This is a genomic window from Nonomuraea rhizosphaerae, assembly GCF_019396405.1.
Taxonomy (GTDB): Bacteria; Actinomycetota; Actinomycetes; order Streptosporangiales; family Streptosporangiaceae; genus Nonomuraea; species Nonomuraea rhizosphaerae.
Genome location: NZ_JAHKRL010000221.1, coordinates 1 through 17,084 on the forward strand (window position 1 = coordinate 1; position 17,084 = coordinate 17,084).

The following is a 17,084-nucleotide window of genomic DNA, read 5'->3' on the forward strand; positions in this document are numbered from 1 at the left end:
CCCCCCCCCCGCGGCGCCCGTCTACGACCACGGCCATTCGAGCAGGCGCGCCCCCAGGACCGCCGTCTCCAGGGTGAAGCGCTGGGTGGGGTCGTCCGGGGAGAAGCCCGTGAGGCGGCGGATGCGTTCGAGCCGGTAGGTGACCGCCCGCGGGCTGATCCCCAGCCGCCGCGCGGCGGCCGTCTGGTTGCCGTGGGAGGCGAAGATCGCCTCCAGCGTCTCCAGCAGCGGCTCGTGGCCGCCGCGCGCCCGCGTCAGCGGGCTCAGCACGCTCGTCACCAGGTCCTCCATCGCCGCCCTGTCCCGTAACAGCACCGGGAACACCAGCAGGTCCGCCGCCTTGACCACGTCGAGCCGCAGCCCGAGCCGGTCGGCGAGGTCGAGCGCGCCCGCCGCCTCCCGGTACGAGGCCACCACGCCTCCGGGCCCGCGCTGCGGCCGTCCCGTCCCGATCCGCCAGCCGGGCGGGAACCGCGTCCGCACGTGGTGCGTGAACTCCCCCAGCGCCGCCGGCAGCGTGGCCGGAGCCACGCACACCAGCAGCCCGTCGCGCACGGCCACCAGGACGTTGTGCGAGCCGAACCGGGCGACCAGGTCCCGCTCGATCCGTCCCAGCTCGCCGGAGTCCGGGGACAGGCCGCGGGCGACCGCCACCGCGTACGACTCGGCCAGGCGCAGCCCGAAGTGCTCGGCCCGCTCGGCCAGCCGCTCGGCCCGCCCGAGCAGCAGGTCGTCCACGAACTCCCTGCGCGCCTCCTCCTCGCCCCGGATCGCGCTGAGCTGCGCCTGCTCGTAGCCCTCCATGAGGGCCGACACGGCCCTGCGCAGCGCGGGCACCACGACGGCCGAGTCCAGCTTCTCCCCGGCGGCCAGCGCGGCGTCGACGAGGGCGCGCAGCGGGACGCCCAGCTCGGCGGCCCGCGTCCCGGCGGCCCGGTAGCCGTCGAGCGCCGCCCGGTCCGGCAGGCGTCCCGTCGCGACGGCCGCGCCGAGCGCGTCGAGATGCCCGCCGAGCAGGTCGGCGGGCATCGTGGTCATCACCCCGTCACACTCCTACGTCACGCCGGTCGAACGACAGGACGGCGGTGAGCGCCAGCACGGCCGTCGCCCCGGCCAGGACAAGGTAGTCCCCGACCGGCAGCCCCTCATAGAGCGGCCTGCCCTCGGCGTAGTAGTGGAACGGGGAGACCCACTTCAGCCAGGCGATGGCCTCGACGTTCCTGCCGATGGTGATCACCATGTACCCGGCCACGGCCCACACCCCCATGACCGCCATGGCCACTCCCCTGCGGCCGGTGGCGGCCCCTGCCGCAAGCGTCACCGTGCCGAGGAACAGCCCGAGCAGGTAGACGCCCAGGTGCGCCGCCAGGATGTTGCCGAACGGGATCCCCATCTCGTTCACCTCGGCGAACAGCCAGGTGAGGACGAAGGTGACGGCGGCCACGGCGAGCAGCCCGAGCGCCATGGCGGCGAAGCGCTGCAGCACCAGCCGGGCGCGGGCGACCGGCAGCGTGACGAGGAGCTCCAGCGTGCCGTTCTCCTCGGGGCCGGCGACGGCCCGGTTGGCCAGGCCCATCGCGCACGCGGCGAACAGGAACGGGACGAACAGCTGGTAGACCGCCCCCTGGAGGAAGCCGACCCCGCTGGAGAAGTTCTCCAGCGACTGGCCCATGAGGTCCTTCAGCGGGCCGGGGAACTTGTCGAGCGCGACCTGCCCGTACACCTGCGGGTTCTGTTTGACGGTGTTGTAGACGTTGACGTACACGCTGAGGAAGGCGCTGATGCCGATCGTCCACCAGATCAGCGCCCGCCGGCAGTCACGCAGGCTCTGCGACACCATGGTGCCTGTCCTCCTCGCTGTAGTAGGTCAGGAAGATCTCCTCCAGGTCCGGCTCCGCGCTGACCAGGTGCACCACAGTGAAGCGCGCCGCCGCCTTGATCAGCGCGTCCGGCCGGCCGTCGATCGTGCAGCTCACCCCGGCCCCCTCCACGCGCAGGTCCCGCACGCCCGCCAGCCCCTCGAAGGCCTCCTTGGGCACCGGCGCGTCGAAGTGCAGCTCGACCCGGCGCACGGCCTTCTCGCGCAGCGCGGCCACGTTCTCGACGGCGACCAGCCGCCCGGCGCGCACGATGCCGACCCGGTCGGAGACGTGCTCGACCTCGGCCAGCACGTGCGAGGACATGAGCACGGTGCGGCCCGAGGCGCGCACCTCCCGCACCATGGCCAGGAACTCCTGCTGCACCAGCGGGTCGAGCCCGCCGGTCGGCTCGTCCAGGATGAGGAACTCCGGTTCGTGCATGAACGCCTGGATCAGCCCGACCTTCTGCTTGTTGCCCTTGGAGAGCTTGCCCATGGGCACGTTCAGGTCGGCGTCGAGCCGCTCGGCCAGCGCGTCGAGGCGGCTGGCCGGCACGCCGCCGCGGATCCTGCCGAGGAACTCCAGGTAGTCCCTGGCCCGTTCCCGGCCCTCCAGCGCCAGCTCGCCCGGCAGGTAGCCGATCCGGCCCCGGACCGCGGGGTCGCGCGAGTCCGCGCCGAGCACCCGTACCAGGCCCCGCGTCGGCCTGATGACGTCGAGCAGGAGCCGGATGGTCGTGGTCTTTCCCGCCCCGTTGGGTCCGAGGTAACCGAAGACCTCGCCCGGTTGGATGTCGAGGGTGAGATCCTCCAGGCCACGGCGTCTGCCGTAGTACTTGGTCAGCCCCTCGGCCTGCACCACTGCTGTCATGGAGGAAATGGTCCCGTGGAGCGGGGGCCGGCGTCAGTGGCGCGATCCGGCAGGTTGGAGCGCCGCTTTGTTGCCGGATGCCGGTAACGTGCTGCTGTGCAGACGGCGTTCGTGCTCGGCGGTGGAGGCGTGCTGGGCGCGCACGAGGTGGGCATGCTCCAAGCCCTCGACGAGGCGGGCATCGTTCCCGACCTGGTGGTGGGCACGTCGGTCGGCGCGCTCAACGGGGTGCTGCTGGCCGCCGAGCCGGGGTGCGCGGTGAGCCGGCTGTCGTCGTTGTGGTGCTCCGACGTGGTACGTACGGCGTTCGCGGGCTCGTGGGTGACCCGGTTGTCCACGTTGGCGCGGACCGGTACGCACCTGCACCCGATCGGGCCGCTGCGAGCGCTCCTGAGCGAGCTGGTCCCGGTTTCCCGCATCGAGGAGCTGGCCGTGCCGTTCCAGTGCGTGGCGGCCTCGGTGGAGCGGGCGACGGCGCACTGGTTCGACAGCGGGCCCCTGGTCGACGCGGTGCTGGCCTCGTGCGCGGTGCCGGGGCTGCTGCCGCCGGTGACGATCGGGGGCGAGCACTTCTTCGACGGCGGCCTGGTGCACAGCATCCCCGTCGGCCGGGCCGTGCAGCTCGGCGCCAAGCGCGTCTACGTCCTGCACGTGGGGCGGATCGAGCGGCCGCTCAGCGTGCCGCGGCGGCCGTGGGAGGTGGGCATGGTGGCCTTCGAGATCGCCCGCAGGCACCGGTTCGCCGAGGAGATGGCCACGCTGCCGTCCGACGTCGAGGTGCACGTGCTGCCCGCCGGCGCGTCGCAGCCGCTGTCGAACCTGCGCTACCGCGACCTTTCCCAGATCTCCCACTACATCGAACGCGCCTATCACGCGTCTTCCCGTTATCTTCAGACGAGAGGACGATGAGGGTCTGACCCCAGGGAGGCCGACGTTGCTGCCCCCACGCATCCTGCGGCGCCTCATTCTCGCCCCCCTCGTCATCGTCGTGACCGTGTTCGTGCTGATCACGCTGCCGTTGTGGGTGGCGGTGACGTTCGCCGCGTCGCTGCGGCTCAAGCCGCCGCAGCGGCGGGGGCTGCGCTTCGCCTGGTTCGGGATGGCGTGGCTGACGCTGGAGTCGGCGGTGCTGGTGTCCTGCCTGGTGCTCTGGGTGGCGGGCGCGTTCGGCGGCCGCGACCGGCAGCAGGAGCGCCACTACGCGCTGATCAGGTGGTTCCTGTCCAAGGTGTACGGCGTCGCGGTGCGGATCTTCCGGCTGACCGTGGACGTCGAGGAGCCGCCGCTGACCCAGGAGGAGATGGACGCGCGCCTGACCCGCCCGGTGATCGTCCTGGCCCGGCACGCCGGCCCCGGCGACTCGTTCCTGCTCATCTACCACCTCCTGGACCGGTACGCGCGCAGGCCGCGGATCGTGATGAAGGCGGCGCTGCAGTTCGACCCGTCGCTCGACGTGGTGATCAACCGGCTGCCGAACGCCTTCGTCCCCCGCCGCACCGCCGAGAGCGGCATCATCGACGAGATCAGGCGGCTGTCGGCCACCATGGACGAGGACGACGCCCTGGTGATCTTCCCGGAGGGCGGCAACTTCACCCCGCGCCGGCGGCGGCTGGCCATCCGGCGGCTGGAGGAGAAGGGCCTGGAGGAGGAGGCCACGCGGGCCCGCGCGATGGACCACCTGCTGCCGCCGCGTCCCGGCGGGGCGATCGCGGCCATCGAGTCGTGCCCCTCGGCCGACGTGGTCTTCGTCGCGCACACGGGCCTGGACGACCTGATCACGATCGGCGACGTGTGGCGCAAGCTGCCGCTGGAGGCGCACATCACGGCGAAGTGGTGGCGGGTGCCGGCCGCCGCGATCCCGCCGGAGCGGGAGGAGCGCATCCGCTGGCTGTACGACCAGTGGGAGCTGATCGACGACTGGATCAGCGCGCAGCGCGAGGCGGCGGCGGAGGAGCGGAAGGCGGACCGCGCCGGCTGAGAGCGGCCCCGTCCTCAGAGGCCTCAGAAGGTGAGCAGGTGCTCCCTCTCGGCCTTCCATTCGACGCTGAGCACCGTGGCGTCGTCCTGGAGCCTGCCGTGCTGGTGCTCCAGGATGGACTGGATCAGGCGGCGCAACGTCTCGGGTGACGACATCCCGTCGGCCTCGCGGCGCACCACGAAGTCGACGAACCGCTCCAGCCCGAACAGCTCCCCGCACGGGCTCTGCGCCTCGATGATGCCGTCGGTGTAGAAGAGCAGGCGGTCACCGCGTTCGAGCTGGTAGCGCTCCAGCCCCGAGGACAGCCCCAGCCGGAAGCCCATCGGCGGCGACGGTTCGGTCCGCAGCGTGGCGACCCGGCGCCCGCGCCTGATCACCATCGGCGGGTGGTGGCCGCGGTTGACCCAGGTCAGCTCGCCGGTGCGGAAGTTCAGGTCGGCCAGGATGCCCGTCGCGAACCGGGTCTGCCCGAACTGGCCCGCGATCGCCGCGTCGATCGCCTCGCTCGCCGCCGGCAGCCCCGCGCCGCGCAGCCGGTTGTTGCGGCAGGCGCCGATGGCGATCGTCGCGGTCAGCCCCGCCGAGACGTCGTGCCCCATGGCGTCGAAGATCGACAGGTGCAGCGTCTCCCCGCCGATGGCGTAGTCGAAGGCGTCGCCGCCCACGTAGTACGCCGGTTCGAGCGCGGCGGAGACGACCACCCGGTCGTTGGCGAACGTGTTGGGGGGCATCAGGTTCCACAGCACCTCGGCCGACAGGTTCATGGACTCGGTCCGTACGAGCGAGGCGTACGTGTCGCTGTAGTTGCGCTTGCTGACCAGCAGCAGCGAGACCAGCGCGGCCAGCTGCCTGACCCGCCAGCCGACGTCGTCGCCGTCCTCGGGAACCGTCACCGCCATGACGCCGACCCGCTCGGTCCCGTCGAGCAGCGGCGCCCACAGCCGCCGCCGCTCGCCCTCCCCAGGCGGCTGCGGCCCGTCCTCGACGGGCAGCTTGCCCTGGACCACCTCCACGTCGCGGTAGGCGCGCCCGGCCAGCGTGGAGTCGATGCGCAGCGGCAGCAGCGGCTCCCCCGCCGTATCCCGCTGGTCCGGCAACGGCACAAGGAAGCGTTGCTGCAGGTCGACCACGTAGATCAGGATCTGGGTGAACCCCACCGGCCCGGCGTGCTCGGCGACCAGGCCCGGCACGTCCTCGATCGCGGCCTGGTGGCTCGCGCTCAGCAGGCCGCCCAGCATGAGCTCGCCCTCGCTCCGCATGCGCGTGCCTCCTCCGTCTCAGAGACCTTTCCTACCCTCGCGACAGGCCCCGGACTCCCCGGCCGGCGCGCTCGGAACAGACATTCGCCGGGCCTGTCCGGCGGGCTCGCCAGGCGGCGGTGACGCCCGCCCCCACTAGGCTTTTCCCATGCTCCGTGATGCCTTGAAGGACTGGCTGGCCACGCGCACCCCCGCACAGCTCAGCCTCCTGGCCGATCGGGGCGCGCTGCGCAGCCGCGGCCGCGAGCCGTCGCCGGACGAATACGTCCACCTCCTCCAGCAGGAGCAGGTGATCGCCCGGCTGGCGGGGTTCTGCACCCTGCCCGACCTCCAGGCGCTGCGCGCGATCTCCTGGCTGTCGGCCCAGCGGGACGGCCCGTTCCCCGAGGACCGCTGGGCCGCCGGTGACCGCGCCGTGGCCCGTACGGAGGTCGTGGGCCTGCTGGCGGGCCACGACGAGACGCTGCGGGCGGAGGCGGAGGCCACCCTCGACCGGCTCGCCGACCAGGCCCTGCTCCACCCGCCGCACGGGGAGCAGATCGTGGCGCCCTCCTACGTGCACCGGTACCTGACCACGGACCTGGGCCTGGGCCGGCCGGTCGCGCGGCTGATCTCCCAGTACCTGAACGCGCCCGAGGTCCACCGGCTGGCCACCGCCCTGGGCCTGGACCAGGCTCCGAGCCGGGAGGCCGCGCAACGGAACGTCGTCGCGTACCTGACCGATCCCGCACGCCTTCGCACGTTGCTGGACAAGGCGCCCGCCTCGGCCAAGGAACTGCTGGACCGGCTCGCGTACGAGGGGCCGGGGGTCGAGGTGCGCTGCTTCCACCTGGCGGGGTCGTACGGGTCGAACAAGTACACCTTCTTCGCGGGCGGCTCCGGGCACGCGGGCGCCGACTGGCTGGCGGCCAGGGGGCTGCTGCTGCCCGCCGGGGTCGTGGGGACGGCCGAGCTGCCGCTGGAGGTCGCGATGGCCGTACGCGGTGAGGTGCGGGCCCCCTTCACCCCGCACCCTCCCGAGCCGGGCGACCTCCCCCGCGCCGAACGCGTCGAGCCCACCGCCCAGGCCGCCGTCAACACGCTGACCTGGCAGCTCGAACGCCTCCTCGCCGGATGCGTCGCGCAGCCGCTGCCGGTCCGCCGATCGGGCGGCGTCGCGCTGCGCGACCTCAAGCGGCTGGCCAAGGAGATCACCTCCCCGGAGCTGCTGCTGGAGCTGTGCTTCCGGGCCGGCCTCCTGGGGGTCGTGCCCGAGCCGGCCGCGAACCGGCGCGAGGGCCCTTCGTACGTCGTGCTGCCCACCAAGGGGTACGACAAGTGGGTGGCGCGCGAGCCCGCCCAGCGGCTGGTCCCGATCATCGCCGCCTGGGTCGTGTGCCGGTCCATCCCGCTGTGGGACCCGGCTCCGGCCCAGGGCACGGCCGCCTACGTCAGGGACGCTCTGGGCAGGAGCGACGACCCGGACGCGGTCAGCCTCCGGTACGCGCTCCTGGAGGCCCTGGCGGCGGCCCCCGGCCTGCGCGTGGCCGACGCCGCCCCCTACCTGGTGGCCGCCGCGACCTGGCACCGCCCCGTGCGCATGCCCACCGACCCGGCCACGGGTGCCCAGCGCATCGACGCCACGCTGCGCGAGGCCACCCAGCTCGGCGTGCTCGCCGACGGCTGCCTGACCGAGCTGGGCCACACCGTGCTGGCTCTCCTGCGAACCGGCCAGGCGTGGAAGTCCCCGCACACCACGCTCACCCCCGCTCTGGCCGCGATGCTCCCCGCGCCGCGCTCCACGGCCCGCTTCCAGACGGATCTGACCGCCGTGGTGAGCGGCGTCCCCGGCGCGACGCTGGCCGCGCTGCTGAGCACGGTCGGCGTGCGCGAGTCCGAGGGCCACGCCGTGGTGTGGCGCATCACCCAGGCCTCCGTACGATCGGCGCTCGACGCCGGCCACACGGCCGCCACCCTGCTCGACCGCCTGCGGGCGGTGGCGGAGTCGGGGCTGCCCCAGCCGCTGGAGTACCTGGTCAACGACGTCGGCCGAGCCCACGGCCGCATGCGCGTGGTCCGGTCGGGCTGCTGCGTCCGCTCCGACGACGAGGCCCTGCTGACGGAGCTCGTCCACGCCCGGCCCCTGCGGCACCTGGGTCTGCGGCAGATCGCCCCGACGGTTCTGATCAGCGGGAAGCCGGAGGGCGAGACCATGGAGGCCCTCCGGGCGGCCGGCTACGCCCCGGCCCTGGAGGCCGAGACGGGCGCCACCCTGGTCGAACAACCCGGCGCCAGGCGCGCCCCCTGACCAAACATGGGCCTCCACCTTTCGGGGGCGCTACCGCGCAATGACGCTCCGGGCTGCGCCCAGTGGGGGGCTCGGCGCCCTCCACACCCCCACAAAAGCACGGTCCTCGCTAACGCTCGGGCGCCTTCCCAGGTGAGGGGGCTACCGCCCCCTCACACTCCCCTCTCCTTAGCCTCTGGACGGCACCAAGGCTCGGCCTGGAGCGGAGTCGCTTGGGCTGGGAATTCCCTGCTCTGCCCCCGCCGACCAGCACTTCGATCACGTCCGCCTCGCGACGGCGGGGACGCGCGCCGCTTCCGACCCACCCTGCGCTAGATAGTGCTACTATCCATTATTAGATAGTGACACTACCCAATGGAGAAGCAATGGAAGCCCTACTCGTCCTCACCATTGGCACCCTCGCCTTCCGCCTTCTGGGTGCGCGAGGCGTTCGCCGGTTCGCCACCTGGGGAGCCAGTGCCGCCCACGGGCTGGCCGCCATGCTCGTTCTCACGGCCAGTGCCCATTTCGTCCCGGACAGCGTCACGGTCATGCCCACGCACGCCGACCTGGTGCGCATGGTGCCGCCGTTCGTGCCGTACCCGAGCTTGATGGTGTACGTGACCGGCGTGCTGGAGTTGCTCGGCGCGGCCGGGCTGGTGCTCGGGGTGACGCGTCGCGCCGCCGGGGTCGCGCTCGCGGCGCTGTTCGTCGGGCTGCTGCCGGCCAACGTCTACGCCGCCGTCGCGGACGTGCCGTTCAACGGCGGGGCGGCGACGCCGCTGTGGCTGCGGGTGCCGGAGCAGGTGCTGTACATCGGGGTCGCGCTCTGGGCGGCCTGGTCGGCGCACCGCGCGGCCCGCACGGCAGGCCAGGTGGACGCGGCGCACGAGGTGGACACCGCAAGAGCGGCGGAACGGCAGGCGCTGGGGGCCTAGCGGGTGGCCCGGATGGTTCGGGTGGTTCGGGCAGCCCAGGTGGTTCGGCGGAGCGGTCAGGTCGAGGGGGGCGGGGGTGGTGAGCTGACGCGGAGGAGGTGGTCGTCCGGGTCGTGGAGGCGCATCTCGTACATGCCCCAGGGGCGCGTCACCGGAGGCTCGGCGACGGTCACGTCGCGGGCCCGCCACTCCTCGAACAGCCGGTCCACCTGGGCGGGCGTGGGGACGTCGAGGTGCAGCCAGGTGCTGTGGACGCCGGCCACCTGGGTCAGGATGATCTGGGCCCGGTCGCGGCCCACGAGCGCGGTGCCGGGCTCGCCTGGTTCGCCGTGTTCGTCCCGCAGGAAGCGGGCCCGGCGGTCGGACCAGTGCCAGCCGATCCGGAAGCCGAGCGCCTCCGAGTAGAAGCGCAGGCTGGCGGACAGGTCGCTCACCAACAGGTTCGGCCGGCAGCCGAGGAAGGTCTCGGGGGGTGGGGTTTCGGTCATCCGCGCCTCCGCCTGTCGTGGTCGCCGCCGGGAGGCGAGCCCCGGAATGGGCAGGGGTTTCCGGTGGCCCCCGGAGCGCCTCCTGACAGTCCCCTGAAACTGTCCCCGAGAGTACTCCTCCCCCAGGCTCGTCCCCCTAAGATTGTGCTCGAAGACGTTCCGTGAAGGCGCCTGCTGACACCGCCATTGACAGAATATCGGCCCGTTGTAAAGGGCTGTATCGCGCGAACACTTCCAGAGAAGTTGAGCAAGATCTGCTTCCGTGTTCCCCGGCTTTTCGCCGCAAAGTTAGGGCGTTGGGCGAACGTTGCCGCGACACGCATCCGCCACCCCCCGGCAAGAGGAGCAGTTCTCATGTTCAGGCGCTTCCTTGTGGTCCTCTCCCCCGTCGTCCTCTCCCTGGCAGCCGTGCTCGGCTTCGCGTTACCGGCCCAGGCCGTGACGCTGGAGCAGAAACTCGCCGCGCTTTCCAACTTCAGCCAGCCCACGGCCGCGAGCGCCGCCGCCTGGCGCGCCGCCTGGTCCAACCAGGGAGCATGGGCCGACTACGCCTTCGACTGGTCGACCGACCTGTGCTCCAGCAGCCCCGACCAGCCGCTCGGCTTCGATTTCCGGATGCCGTGCCGGCGGCACGATTTCGGCTACCGCAATTACAAGGCCGTCAACCAGTTCCCGGCGAACAAGGCCCGTATCGACAGCGCTTTCTACTTCGACATGCAGCAGGTGTGCAACGGATACTCGGGTATTGCCAAGTCAACGTGCAACGGTCTGGCCTGGACGTATTACCAGGCCGTCAAGGAATTCGGCAACCTGACCGTGACGGAGCAGCAGATCCAGCAGGTCAAGCAGGAGGTCGAGCTGGCCTACAAGAACGCCGAGTCCTGAAAGCCGGGTTCTGGAACCGGGTCCTGTAAACCATGTCCTGAAGCCGGGCCGCCCGTGAGCGGCCCGCTTCTCACCGTCTTTCCGAGTGCCGTCCGGATGCCGGGCGGCACTCGCCTTTCGCAGGCCCCCATCCGGTCTCCGGAAGGCCATCACCTGGAGTTCCTGGCCGCTCGCTCCGGCGATCCCCGTGCTGCCCCGCGTACGCGCGTGCAGCAGACTGTCACCATGCGCGACCTACGGCCCGGAACCCCTCGATGACCACGGCGATCGTCCTGTTCAACCGGGACCTGCGCGTGCACGACCACCCGGCGCTCACCGCCGCCTGCGAGCGGGCCGAGCGGGTCGTGCCCCTGTTCGTGCTGGACCCGGCCGTGCCGGCGGGCCGGCGGCGGGAGTTCCTGCTGGAGTGCCTGGCCGACCTGCGCGGCTCCCTGCGGACGCGCGGGGGCGACCTGGTGGTGCGGGAGGGTGACGTCGTCCGCGAGACGATGAAGCTGGCGGCCGAGGTGGGCGCGGAGACGATCTGCGTCAGCGCCGACGTCAGCGGCCTGGCCAGGCGGCGCGAGGAGCGCTTCGGCGAGGAGCGGATCGAGTTCCTGCGCTTTCCCGGCCTCACCGTCGTGCCGCCGGGCGAGCTGCGGCCCTCCGGCGGCGGTGACCACTTCCGCGTGTTCACCCCGTACTGGCGCGCCTGGACCAAGTACGGACGGCGCCCGGCGCTGCCGCCGCCCGGCAGGATCACTCTCCCCTCGAAGCTCGCCGCCGGCCGGATCCCCGGCCACCGGGCGGGCGCCGTGCCCGGTGGTGAGACGGCCGGGCGCGAGCGCGCCGAGCGCTGGCTGCGGGAGGGCGTGAGCGACTACGGCGACGGGCACGACGACCTCGCGGGTGACCGGACCTCGCGGCTCAGCCCGTACCTGAGGTTCGGCTGCCTGTCGCCGCTGGAGCTGGCCGGCCGCGCGGAGGCCGGCGAGGAGTTCGTCCGCCAGCTCTGCTGGCGGGACTTCCACCACCAGGTGACGTACGCGTTCCCGCGGATCAGCCGCGAGAACTACCGTCGCGCCGAACGCCGCTGGCGGCACGACCGCGACGCGCTGCAGGCATGGCAGGCGGGCATGACCGGCCTGCCGATCGTGGACGCGGGGATGCGCCAGCTGCTGGCCGAGGGGTGGATGCACAACCGGGCCCGCCTCATCGTGGCCTCCTACCTGGTCAAACTCCTCGGGGTCGACTGGCGGGACGGCGCCGCGCACTTCTTCGAGCACCTGCTCGACGGCGACGTGGCCAACAACTCGGGCAACTGGCAGTGGGTGGCGGGCACCGGCAACGACACCCGCCCCAACCGGGCGTTCAGCCCGCTGCGCCAGGCCAGGCGGTTCGACCCGTCGGGCGACTACGTCCGCCGCTACGTGCCCGAGCTGGCCGGCGTGCCCGGCAAGGACGTGCACGAGCCCTGGCGGCTGTCCTCGCTCCCGGCCGGGTATCCGGCGCGGCTGGACGGCGGCGACGACACGGAGCGCGAGCAGCGGTAAATCGCCGATGCTCGCTTGACCTTGTCACCGGCGTCAACGTTTACCGTCGATCCTCCGACCATCGACGAAACGGACGCGACGCGCATGAGCACCGACCGGGCCACCCTCCTCAAGCACGACCAGAGCTTCTTCGACGCCCTGGTGGCCGGCGACCACGACCTGCTGAAGGAGCTGCTGTCGGACGACTTCGTCCTGGTGGGCGTCGAGGACGGGGCGCTGGCCGGCAAGGGGATGATCCTCGATCTGGTGGCGTCCGGGTCCCTGCGGTTCCCGCGGATCGACTCGTTCCCGGACGAGGCGGTCGTCCGGTTCGCCGGGGACGGGAGCGTGGGCATCGTCGTCGGACGCACCGGAATGAACGTCACCAACCCCGACGGGACCTCCTTCAGCGCCGGCAGCCGCTACACCCACGTGTACGCCGCCGGCCCCCAGGGCGCCTGGCATCTCATCTCCGCCCAAGGCACCACAATCACCGCTTGACACCCAATAAGATCCCTGATCTCTTCGCGGACAGCTCCGCACCCCGCCTCCCCCGAGGAGATCTCACAGTGAAGCACATCCCTTTAGCTCCCCTTGGCCTGCTCGCCGCCGTGGCCCTGACCGGTTGCTCGGTCACGAACGTCGAGCCCGACGAGGGCGGCATCGTCTACGACGCCGGCATGTTCAGCTCGACCACGTTCCAGGAGTGCCTCAAACCGTCCACCCGCGACGTGTCCGGGCCGGGTGACGAGGGCTACCGCTACCCGAACGGCCAGCGCACCTTCGACTTCACCGGCCGTGACGAGTCCGAGGGCAAGCCGATCACCTCGGTCAGCAAGGACGGTCAGATCATGACCATGTCCGGCGGGCTGACCTTCTACTTCTCCGCCTCCGACTGCAAGAAGCTCCAGGCCTTCCACGAGAACATCGGCAAGAAGTACGAGGCGTACGAGGCCGAGGGCTGGAGGCGGATGCTGCAGTTCTACATCGGCAACAGCGTCGAGCGGGCCATGGACGAGGCGACCCTCAAGTACAACTGGCGCGACCTGTACTCCAACCCGGCGCAGAAGGCGCTGTGGGAGCAGGACATGGCCAAGCTGACCAACCAGTACGTGGCCAGCCTGACCCAGGGCCAGTACTTCGAGCGGCTGCAGTTCATCATCCGCCAGCCCGAGCCGCCCAAGACGATAGTGGACGCCCAGACCGAGACGCAGGCCGCGCAGGAGCGGCAGAAGGCCCAGGAGGCGGAGAACACCCGCGCGCTGACCGAGCTGAAGTCGCTGGAGAAGCTGGCCAAGGTGCTCGGGCCGCAGGGCGCGATCCTCTACAAGGCCATCCAGGACGGCAAGGTGACGATCGTCCCGGTCCCGACGGGCAGCGCCGTCAACATCACCCCCAAGTAGCCGCCGGCAAGTGGACGAGGGCGAAGGGGCCGCGCGGGTTCGGCCGTCAGGTGGCGGGGTTGACTGCCATCGCGCCGAGGACGGAGGTGGCCACCTTGCGCACGTGGGCGCTCATCAGCTCACCGGCGCGCGTGTCGTCGCTCGCGGTGATCGCGGCGAGGATGGCGGTGTGGTCGTGCGCGCAGGACGTGGCGGTGTCGGCGGTGGGGGAGTCGCGCAGGCGCAGCGTCCAGACCAGGTCGTAGGCGTCGGCCATGGCGTCGCGCAGGTAGGGGCTGTGCGCCGCCGCCGCGACCGCCAGGTGGAACTCCTTGTCCTGGGCGCGGAAGGTCTCCAGGTCGCCGGCCAGCGCCCCGGCCAGGCACTGCTCGGCCGCCCGCCCGATCGTGGCGAGGTCGTCGTCGGCCGCGTTGCGGGCCGCCAGCCGCGCGGTCTGGCCCTCCAGCGCCTCGCGCAGCTCGTAGGCGGCCTGCAGCGCGGCGGCCGACGGCTTGGCGATCAGCCCGCCGCGCCGCCCGTCCGACACGATCAGCCCGGCGTGCATGAGGCGCAGCAGCGCCTCACGCACCGGCGTCTTGCTGACCTGCAGCGACTCGGCGAGCCTGGCCTCGCTGACCCGTGATCCCGGGGGCAGCGCGCGGGTGATGATCGCCCGGCGGATAGAGTCGTAGACCATCGTCGTCAGGTTGTCCGGCCGCTGGGTCAGCGGTTTCAGGGACTCCATGTCTCCGGTCATGTCCTCTCCAACCGTGGCATCTGGTGTCTCAGATATCGTAGGGCTTCGGGCGACGGCGGCTAACGCAGCGATTCCAGGCGGTAGGTCTCCGGCCCGTAGTAGACCGCGATCAGCGAGACCGCAGAGAGCAGGATCGCGTACCCGGCCACCGGCCAGATCGAGCCCGTGGTGGTCAGCAGGGCCGCGGCGATGAACGGCGACAGCCCGCCGGCGAAGATCGAGGAGATCTCCCGGCCGAGCGTGATGCCCGAGTACCGCAGCCGGGCCGGGAACAGCTCGGCGAAGTAGGCGCCCACCACCGCGGTGACCATGCCCCAGCCCACCGCGATGCCCAGGATGAGCGCGAGCCCGAACAGCAGCGGGTTGCCCGTGGTGGCCATCGCGAAGATCGGGAACGCGGCCAGGATCGAGAACCCGGCCCCGGCCATGAACACCGGGCGCCGGCCGTACCGGTCGGACAGGGAGGCGAACCACGGGACCAGCACCAGCGCCACGACGCAGGCCAGCGACAGGGCGATCAGCGCCGCGGTGCTGGACAGGTCCGTCGCCTCCTTGGCGTAGTTGAGCAGGTAGACGGAGTAGATGAAGAAGACGCCGTTGTCGATCAGCCGGGCGCCCATCACCACGAGCAGCGAGCGCTTGTGCGTGCGCACCACCTCCACGACCGGGACGCGAACCTGGTTGCCGCTCTTGCGCACCTCGTTGAACAGCGGCGACTCCTCGACCTTGAGCCGGACGTACATGCCGGTCGCCACCAGCAGGATGCTGACGACGAACGGGATGCGCCAACCGTACTCCTGGAAGGCGGTCTCGCTGAACACGGCCGTGCAGACGGTGAAGACGGCCGAGGACAGCAGCAGGCCGCCGATCACGCCGCAGGCCATCCACGAGGTGTTGAACCCGCGCTTGCGCGGGCCGGAGTACTCCAGCGCCAGCACGATCGCGCCGCCCAGCTCGCCGCCCGCGGCGAAGCCCTGGACCAGGCGGAGCACCACCAGCAGGATCGGCGCGGCGATGCCGATGGACTCGTAGGAGGGCAGCAGGCCGATCAGGGTGGTGGCGACGCCCATCATGATCAGCGTGATGATCAGGATCATCTTGCGCCCGATCCGGTCGCCGAAGTGGCTGAAGACCAGGCCGCCGACCGGCCGGGCGAAGAAGCCGACGCCGTACGTGGCGAAGGCGGCCAGGGTGCCGCCGGCGCTGCTGATGTTCGGGAAGAAGACGTGGCCGAACACCAGGGAGGCGGCGGTGCCGTAGGCGAAGAAGTCGTACCACTCCAGCACCGATCCGACGCCGCCCGCCATGACGGCGCGTCGGATGCTGGCGGGGTCGGCGGCCGGGGCGACGGCGGTGTCCTCGGCCTCGGCGGGGTGTTGTGTCATCTGATGGTCCTTTTTCTGGGTGAGGGGTGTGCCCGGCGTCAGCGGGGCGGCTGGAAAAGCTCGATCGTCACGCCGTCGGACGTGCGCAGGTATCCGGTGAGCGCGCCGGCGTTCGCGCCGGAGGGGACGGTCACCGGGCGGGCGCTGCGGGGCGTGGCCCCGAGCGAGACGGCCCTGTCCCATTCGGCCTGCGCGTCCTCGACGACCAGGCAGATGTGGACGTTGCCCGGGTGGGCGGTCTCCGGGGAGTTCGGGCCCTCGGGACGGTCGAGGTACTGCAGCAGCTCCAGGTAGCCGCCGGAGGGCAGGTTCACCTGGCTGCCCAGGATGCGCACCCCGTCGTAGCCGCTCATCTCGGCGATGAACGGGCCCTCGATGGTGTAGCGGCGCACGGACTTGGTGCGCAGCAGCGCCTCCCAGAACGCCTCGGCGACGTCCAGGTCGGCGACGGTGATGCCGATGTGGTGCAGGGTGTGGTCGGTTGCCATGTTCTCTTCCTGATCTCAGGCGCCGGGGCCGGCCTTGAAGGCGGCGTAGACGGTCTTGAGCGCGTTCTCGATGGGGATGCGTTCGGTGCTGGAGGCGCCGACGAACCCGTGCGCGCCGGTGCGGGCGGCGATCTCGGCCGCGTCCTCGGGCGTGATGATCGGCCCGCCGTGGGTGAGCACGACGACGTCGTCGCGGGCGGCGCGGGCGGCGTCGAAGATGCCGGTGAACGTCTCGGCGGTGGCGTCCAGGGTGCGGGTCCTGGCCAGGCCGATGTCGCCGCCGCCGGTCACCCCGCCGTGCGCGACCACCACGTCCACGCCCGCCTCCACCACCTGGGCGGCCTCGTGCGGGGTGTAGACGTAGGCCAGCGTGAGCAGGTCGCGCGCGGCGGCGCGGCGCAGCATCTCCACCTCCTGGGCGAACCCGAACCCCAGGCTCTCCAGGTCGGCGCGGTAGGAGCCGTCGATGCGGCCCACGGTGGGGAAGTTGATGACGCCGCTGTAGCCGGTCGTGATCATCTGGTCGAGAAGGTCGTCCAGGTCCCTGGTCGGGTCGTGGGTGTAGATGCCGCCGATCACGGGGGTGTCCCGGACGACGGGGAAGATCCGCTCGCGGCCCAGCTCCAGCATCACCTCGTTGGCGTTGGCCACCGGCAGCGCGCCGACGATGCTGGCCAGCCCGTCCTGGCGGAACTTGCCCGAGGAGTAGACGACGATCAGGTCCACCGCCGACCGGTCGGCCACGCGCGCCACCAGGCCGCTCCCGGCGCCGGTCGCGACGATCTGGCGGCCGGCCGTGATCTCCTCGCGCAGCCGGCGCAGGATCTCCTCGCGGGCGATCCGTCTGTTCATCCTGGCGTCCTTTCCAGCAGGGCCTCGCAGGCCGCCCGCGCGAAGGCGGGCTCGTTGATGTGCGCGGCCACCCGGCGGACCTCCACCCGGCCGGCGAGCCGCGTCGTGATCTCGTCGGCGAACGCGGCGTCGGGCGCCCGGGGCGGGGAACGGCCCCCCCGCCCGG

The 17,084-nt window shown here is 71.7% G+C and carries 17 protein-coding genes; 8 read left to right on the forward strand and 9 right to left on the reverse strand.

What is annotated here, in order from left to right:
* Nucleotides 1-21: 21 nt before the first annotated feature.
* The 3 genes from KME77_RS10810 to KME77_RS10820 are packed head-to-tail and all read right to left on the reverse strand — an operon-like array spanning nucleotide 22 to nucleotide 2,729.
* Entirely contained in the window at nucleotides 22-1,038 is a 1,017-nt protein-coding gene (locus KME77_RS10810; protein ID WP_246609561.1) for a PucR family transcriptional regulator, read from the reverse strand.
* Nucleotides 1,039-1,045: 7 nt separating this feature from the next.
* A complete protein-coding gene (locus tag KME77_RS10815; RefSeq protein ID WP_219465141.1) occupies nucleotides 1,046-1,840 on the reverse strand; it encodes an ABC transporter permease in 795 nt (264 codons plus the stop codon).
* Nucleotides 1,818-2,729, reverse strand: a complete 912-nt coding sequence (locus KME77_RS10820) for an ABC transporter ATP-binding protein (protein ID WP_219465143.1) — start codon at nucleotides 2,727-2,729, stop codon at nucleotides 1,818-1,820. Before KME77_RS10820 ends, KME77_RS10815 begins: the two co-directional genes overlap by 23 nt.
* Nucleotides 2,730-2,825: 96 nt before the next feature.
* Here KME77_RS10820 and KME77_RS10825 point away from each other — a divergent pair, with 96 nt between their 5' ends.
* Together KME77_RS10825 and KME77_RS10830 are read left to right on the forward strand one after the other, a co-directional pair.
* Nucleotides 2,826-3,638: a patatin-like phospholipase family protein gene (locus KME77_RS10825; RefSeq protein ID WP_219465145.1), complete on the forward strand. Its 813-nt coding sequence runs from the start codon at nucleotides 2,826-2,828 to the stop codon at nucleotides 3,636-3,638.
* Nucleotides 3,639-3,663: 25 nt separating this feature from the next.
* Nucleotides 3,664-4,707 (forward strand): 1-acyl-sn-glycerol-3-phosphate acyltransferase, encoded by a 1,044-nt coding sequence (locus tag KME77_RS10830; RefSeq protein WP_219465152.1) that lies wholly within the window; start codon nucleotides 3,664-3,666, stop codon nucleotides 4,705-4,707.
* Between the two features lie 23 nt (nucleotides 4,708-4,730).
* Here the strand turns inward: KME77_RS10830 and KME77_RS10835 are convergent, their stop codons facing one another.
* Nucleotides 4,731-5,966, reverse strand: coding sequence for a PP2C family protein-serine/threonine phosphatase (locus KME77_RS10835; RefSeq protein WP_219465154.1), 1,236 nt, complete (start codon nucleotides 5,964-5,966; stop codon nucleotides 4,731-4,733).
* 148 nt (nucleotides 5,967-6,114) lie between these two features.
* Here KME77_RS10835 and KME77_RS10840 point away from each other — a divergent pair, with 148 nt between their 5' ends.
* Both KME77_RS10840 and KME77_RS10845 read left to right on the forward strand, forming a co-directional pair.
* A complete protein-coding gene (locus KME77_RS10840; protein WP_219465156.1) occupies nucleotides 6,115-8,253 on the forward strand; it encodes a helicase-associated domain-containing protein in 2,139 nt (712 codons plus the stop codon).
* Between the two features lie 365 nt (nucleotides 8,254-8,618).
* Nucleotides 8,619-9,170 carry a DoxX family protein gene (locus KME77_RS10845; RefSeq protein ID WP_219465158.1) on the forward strand — a complete coding sequence of 184 codons (552 nt, stop codon included), beginning with the start codon at nucleotides 8,619-8,621 and terminating at the stop codon, nucleotides 9,168-9,170.
* A 56-nt stretch (nucleotides 9,171-9,226) separates the two neighbouring features.
* Here the strand turns inward: KME77_RS10845 and KME77_RS10850 are convergent, their stop codons facing one another.
* Entirely contained in the window at nucleotides 9,227-9,658 is a 432-nt protein-coding gene (locus KME77_RS10850; RefSeq protein WP_219465167.1) for a VOC family protein, read from the reverse strand.
* Nucleotides 9,659-10,012: 354 nt separating this feature from the next.
* On the opposite strand from KME77_RS10850, the gene KME77_RS10855 reads away from it, so the two are divergent.
* From KME77_RS10855 to KME77_RS10870, 4 genes are all read left to right on the forward strand, one after another.
* Nucleotides 10,013-10,543, forward strand: a complete 531-nt coding sequence (locus tag KME77_RS10855) for a phospholipase (protein WP_219465169.1) — start codon at nucleotides 10,013-10,015, stop codon at nucleotides 10,541-10,543.
* Between the two features lie 254 nt (nucleotides 10,544-10,797).
* Nucleotides 10,798-12,075, forward strand: a complete 1,278-nt coding sequence (locus tag KME77_RS10860; protein ID WP_219465171.1) for a cryptochrome/photolyase family protein — start codon at nucleotides 10,798-10,800, stop codon at nucleotides 12,073-12,075.
* Between the two features lie 84 nt (nucleotides 12,076-12,159).
* A complete protein-coding gene (locus KME77_RS10865; protein WP_219465179.1) occupies nucleotides 12,160-12,555 on the forward strand; it encodes a YybH family protein in 396 nt (131 codons plus the stop codon).
* A gap of 68 nt (nucleotides 12,556-12,623) precedes the next feature.
* A complete protein-coding gene (locus tag KME77_RS10870) occupies nucleotides 12,624-13,457 on the forward strand; it encodes an SPFH domain-containing protein (RefSeq protein ID WP_219465181.1) in 834 nt (277 codons plus the stop codon).
* 46 nt (nucleotides 13,458-13,503) lie between these two features.
* Here KME77_RS10870 and KME77_RS10875 read toward each other — a convergent pair whose 3' ends face one another.
* From KME77_RS10875 to KME77_RS10890, 4 genes are read right to left on the reverse strand one after another with little or no spacing between them, the layout of a single operon-like run.
* Nucleotides 13,504-14,193 (reverse strand): GntR family transcriptional regulator, encoded by a 690-nt coding sequence (locus KME77_RS10875; RefSeq protein WP_219465183.1) that lies wholly within the window; start codon nucleotides 14,191-14,193, stop codon nucleotides 13,504-13,506.
* 59 nt (nucleotides 14,194-14,252) lie between these two features.
* Entirely contained in the window at nucleotides 14,253-15,578 is a 1,326-nt protein-coding gene (locus tag KME77_RS10880) for an MFS transporter (RefSeq protein WP_219465191.1), read from the reverse strand.
* A gap of 38 nt (nucleotides 15,579-15,616) precedes the next feature.
* Nucleotides 15,617-16,066, reverse strand: coding sequence for a VOC family protein (locus KME77_RS10885; RefSeq protein ID WP_219465193.1), 450 nt, complete (start codon nucleotides 16,064-16,066; stop codon nucleotides 15,617-15,619).
* Nucleotides 16,067-16,081: 15 nt separating this feature from the next.
* Complete coding sequence (locus KME77_RS10890; RefSeq protein WP_219465195.1) at nucleotides 16,082-16,918, reverse strand: phosphoenolpyruvate hydrolase family protein; 837 nt, start codon at nucleotides 16,916-16,918, stop codon at nucleotides 16,082-16,084.
* Nucleotides 16,919-17,084 lie beyond the last annotated feature (166 nt).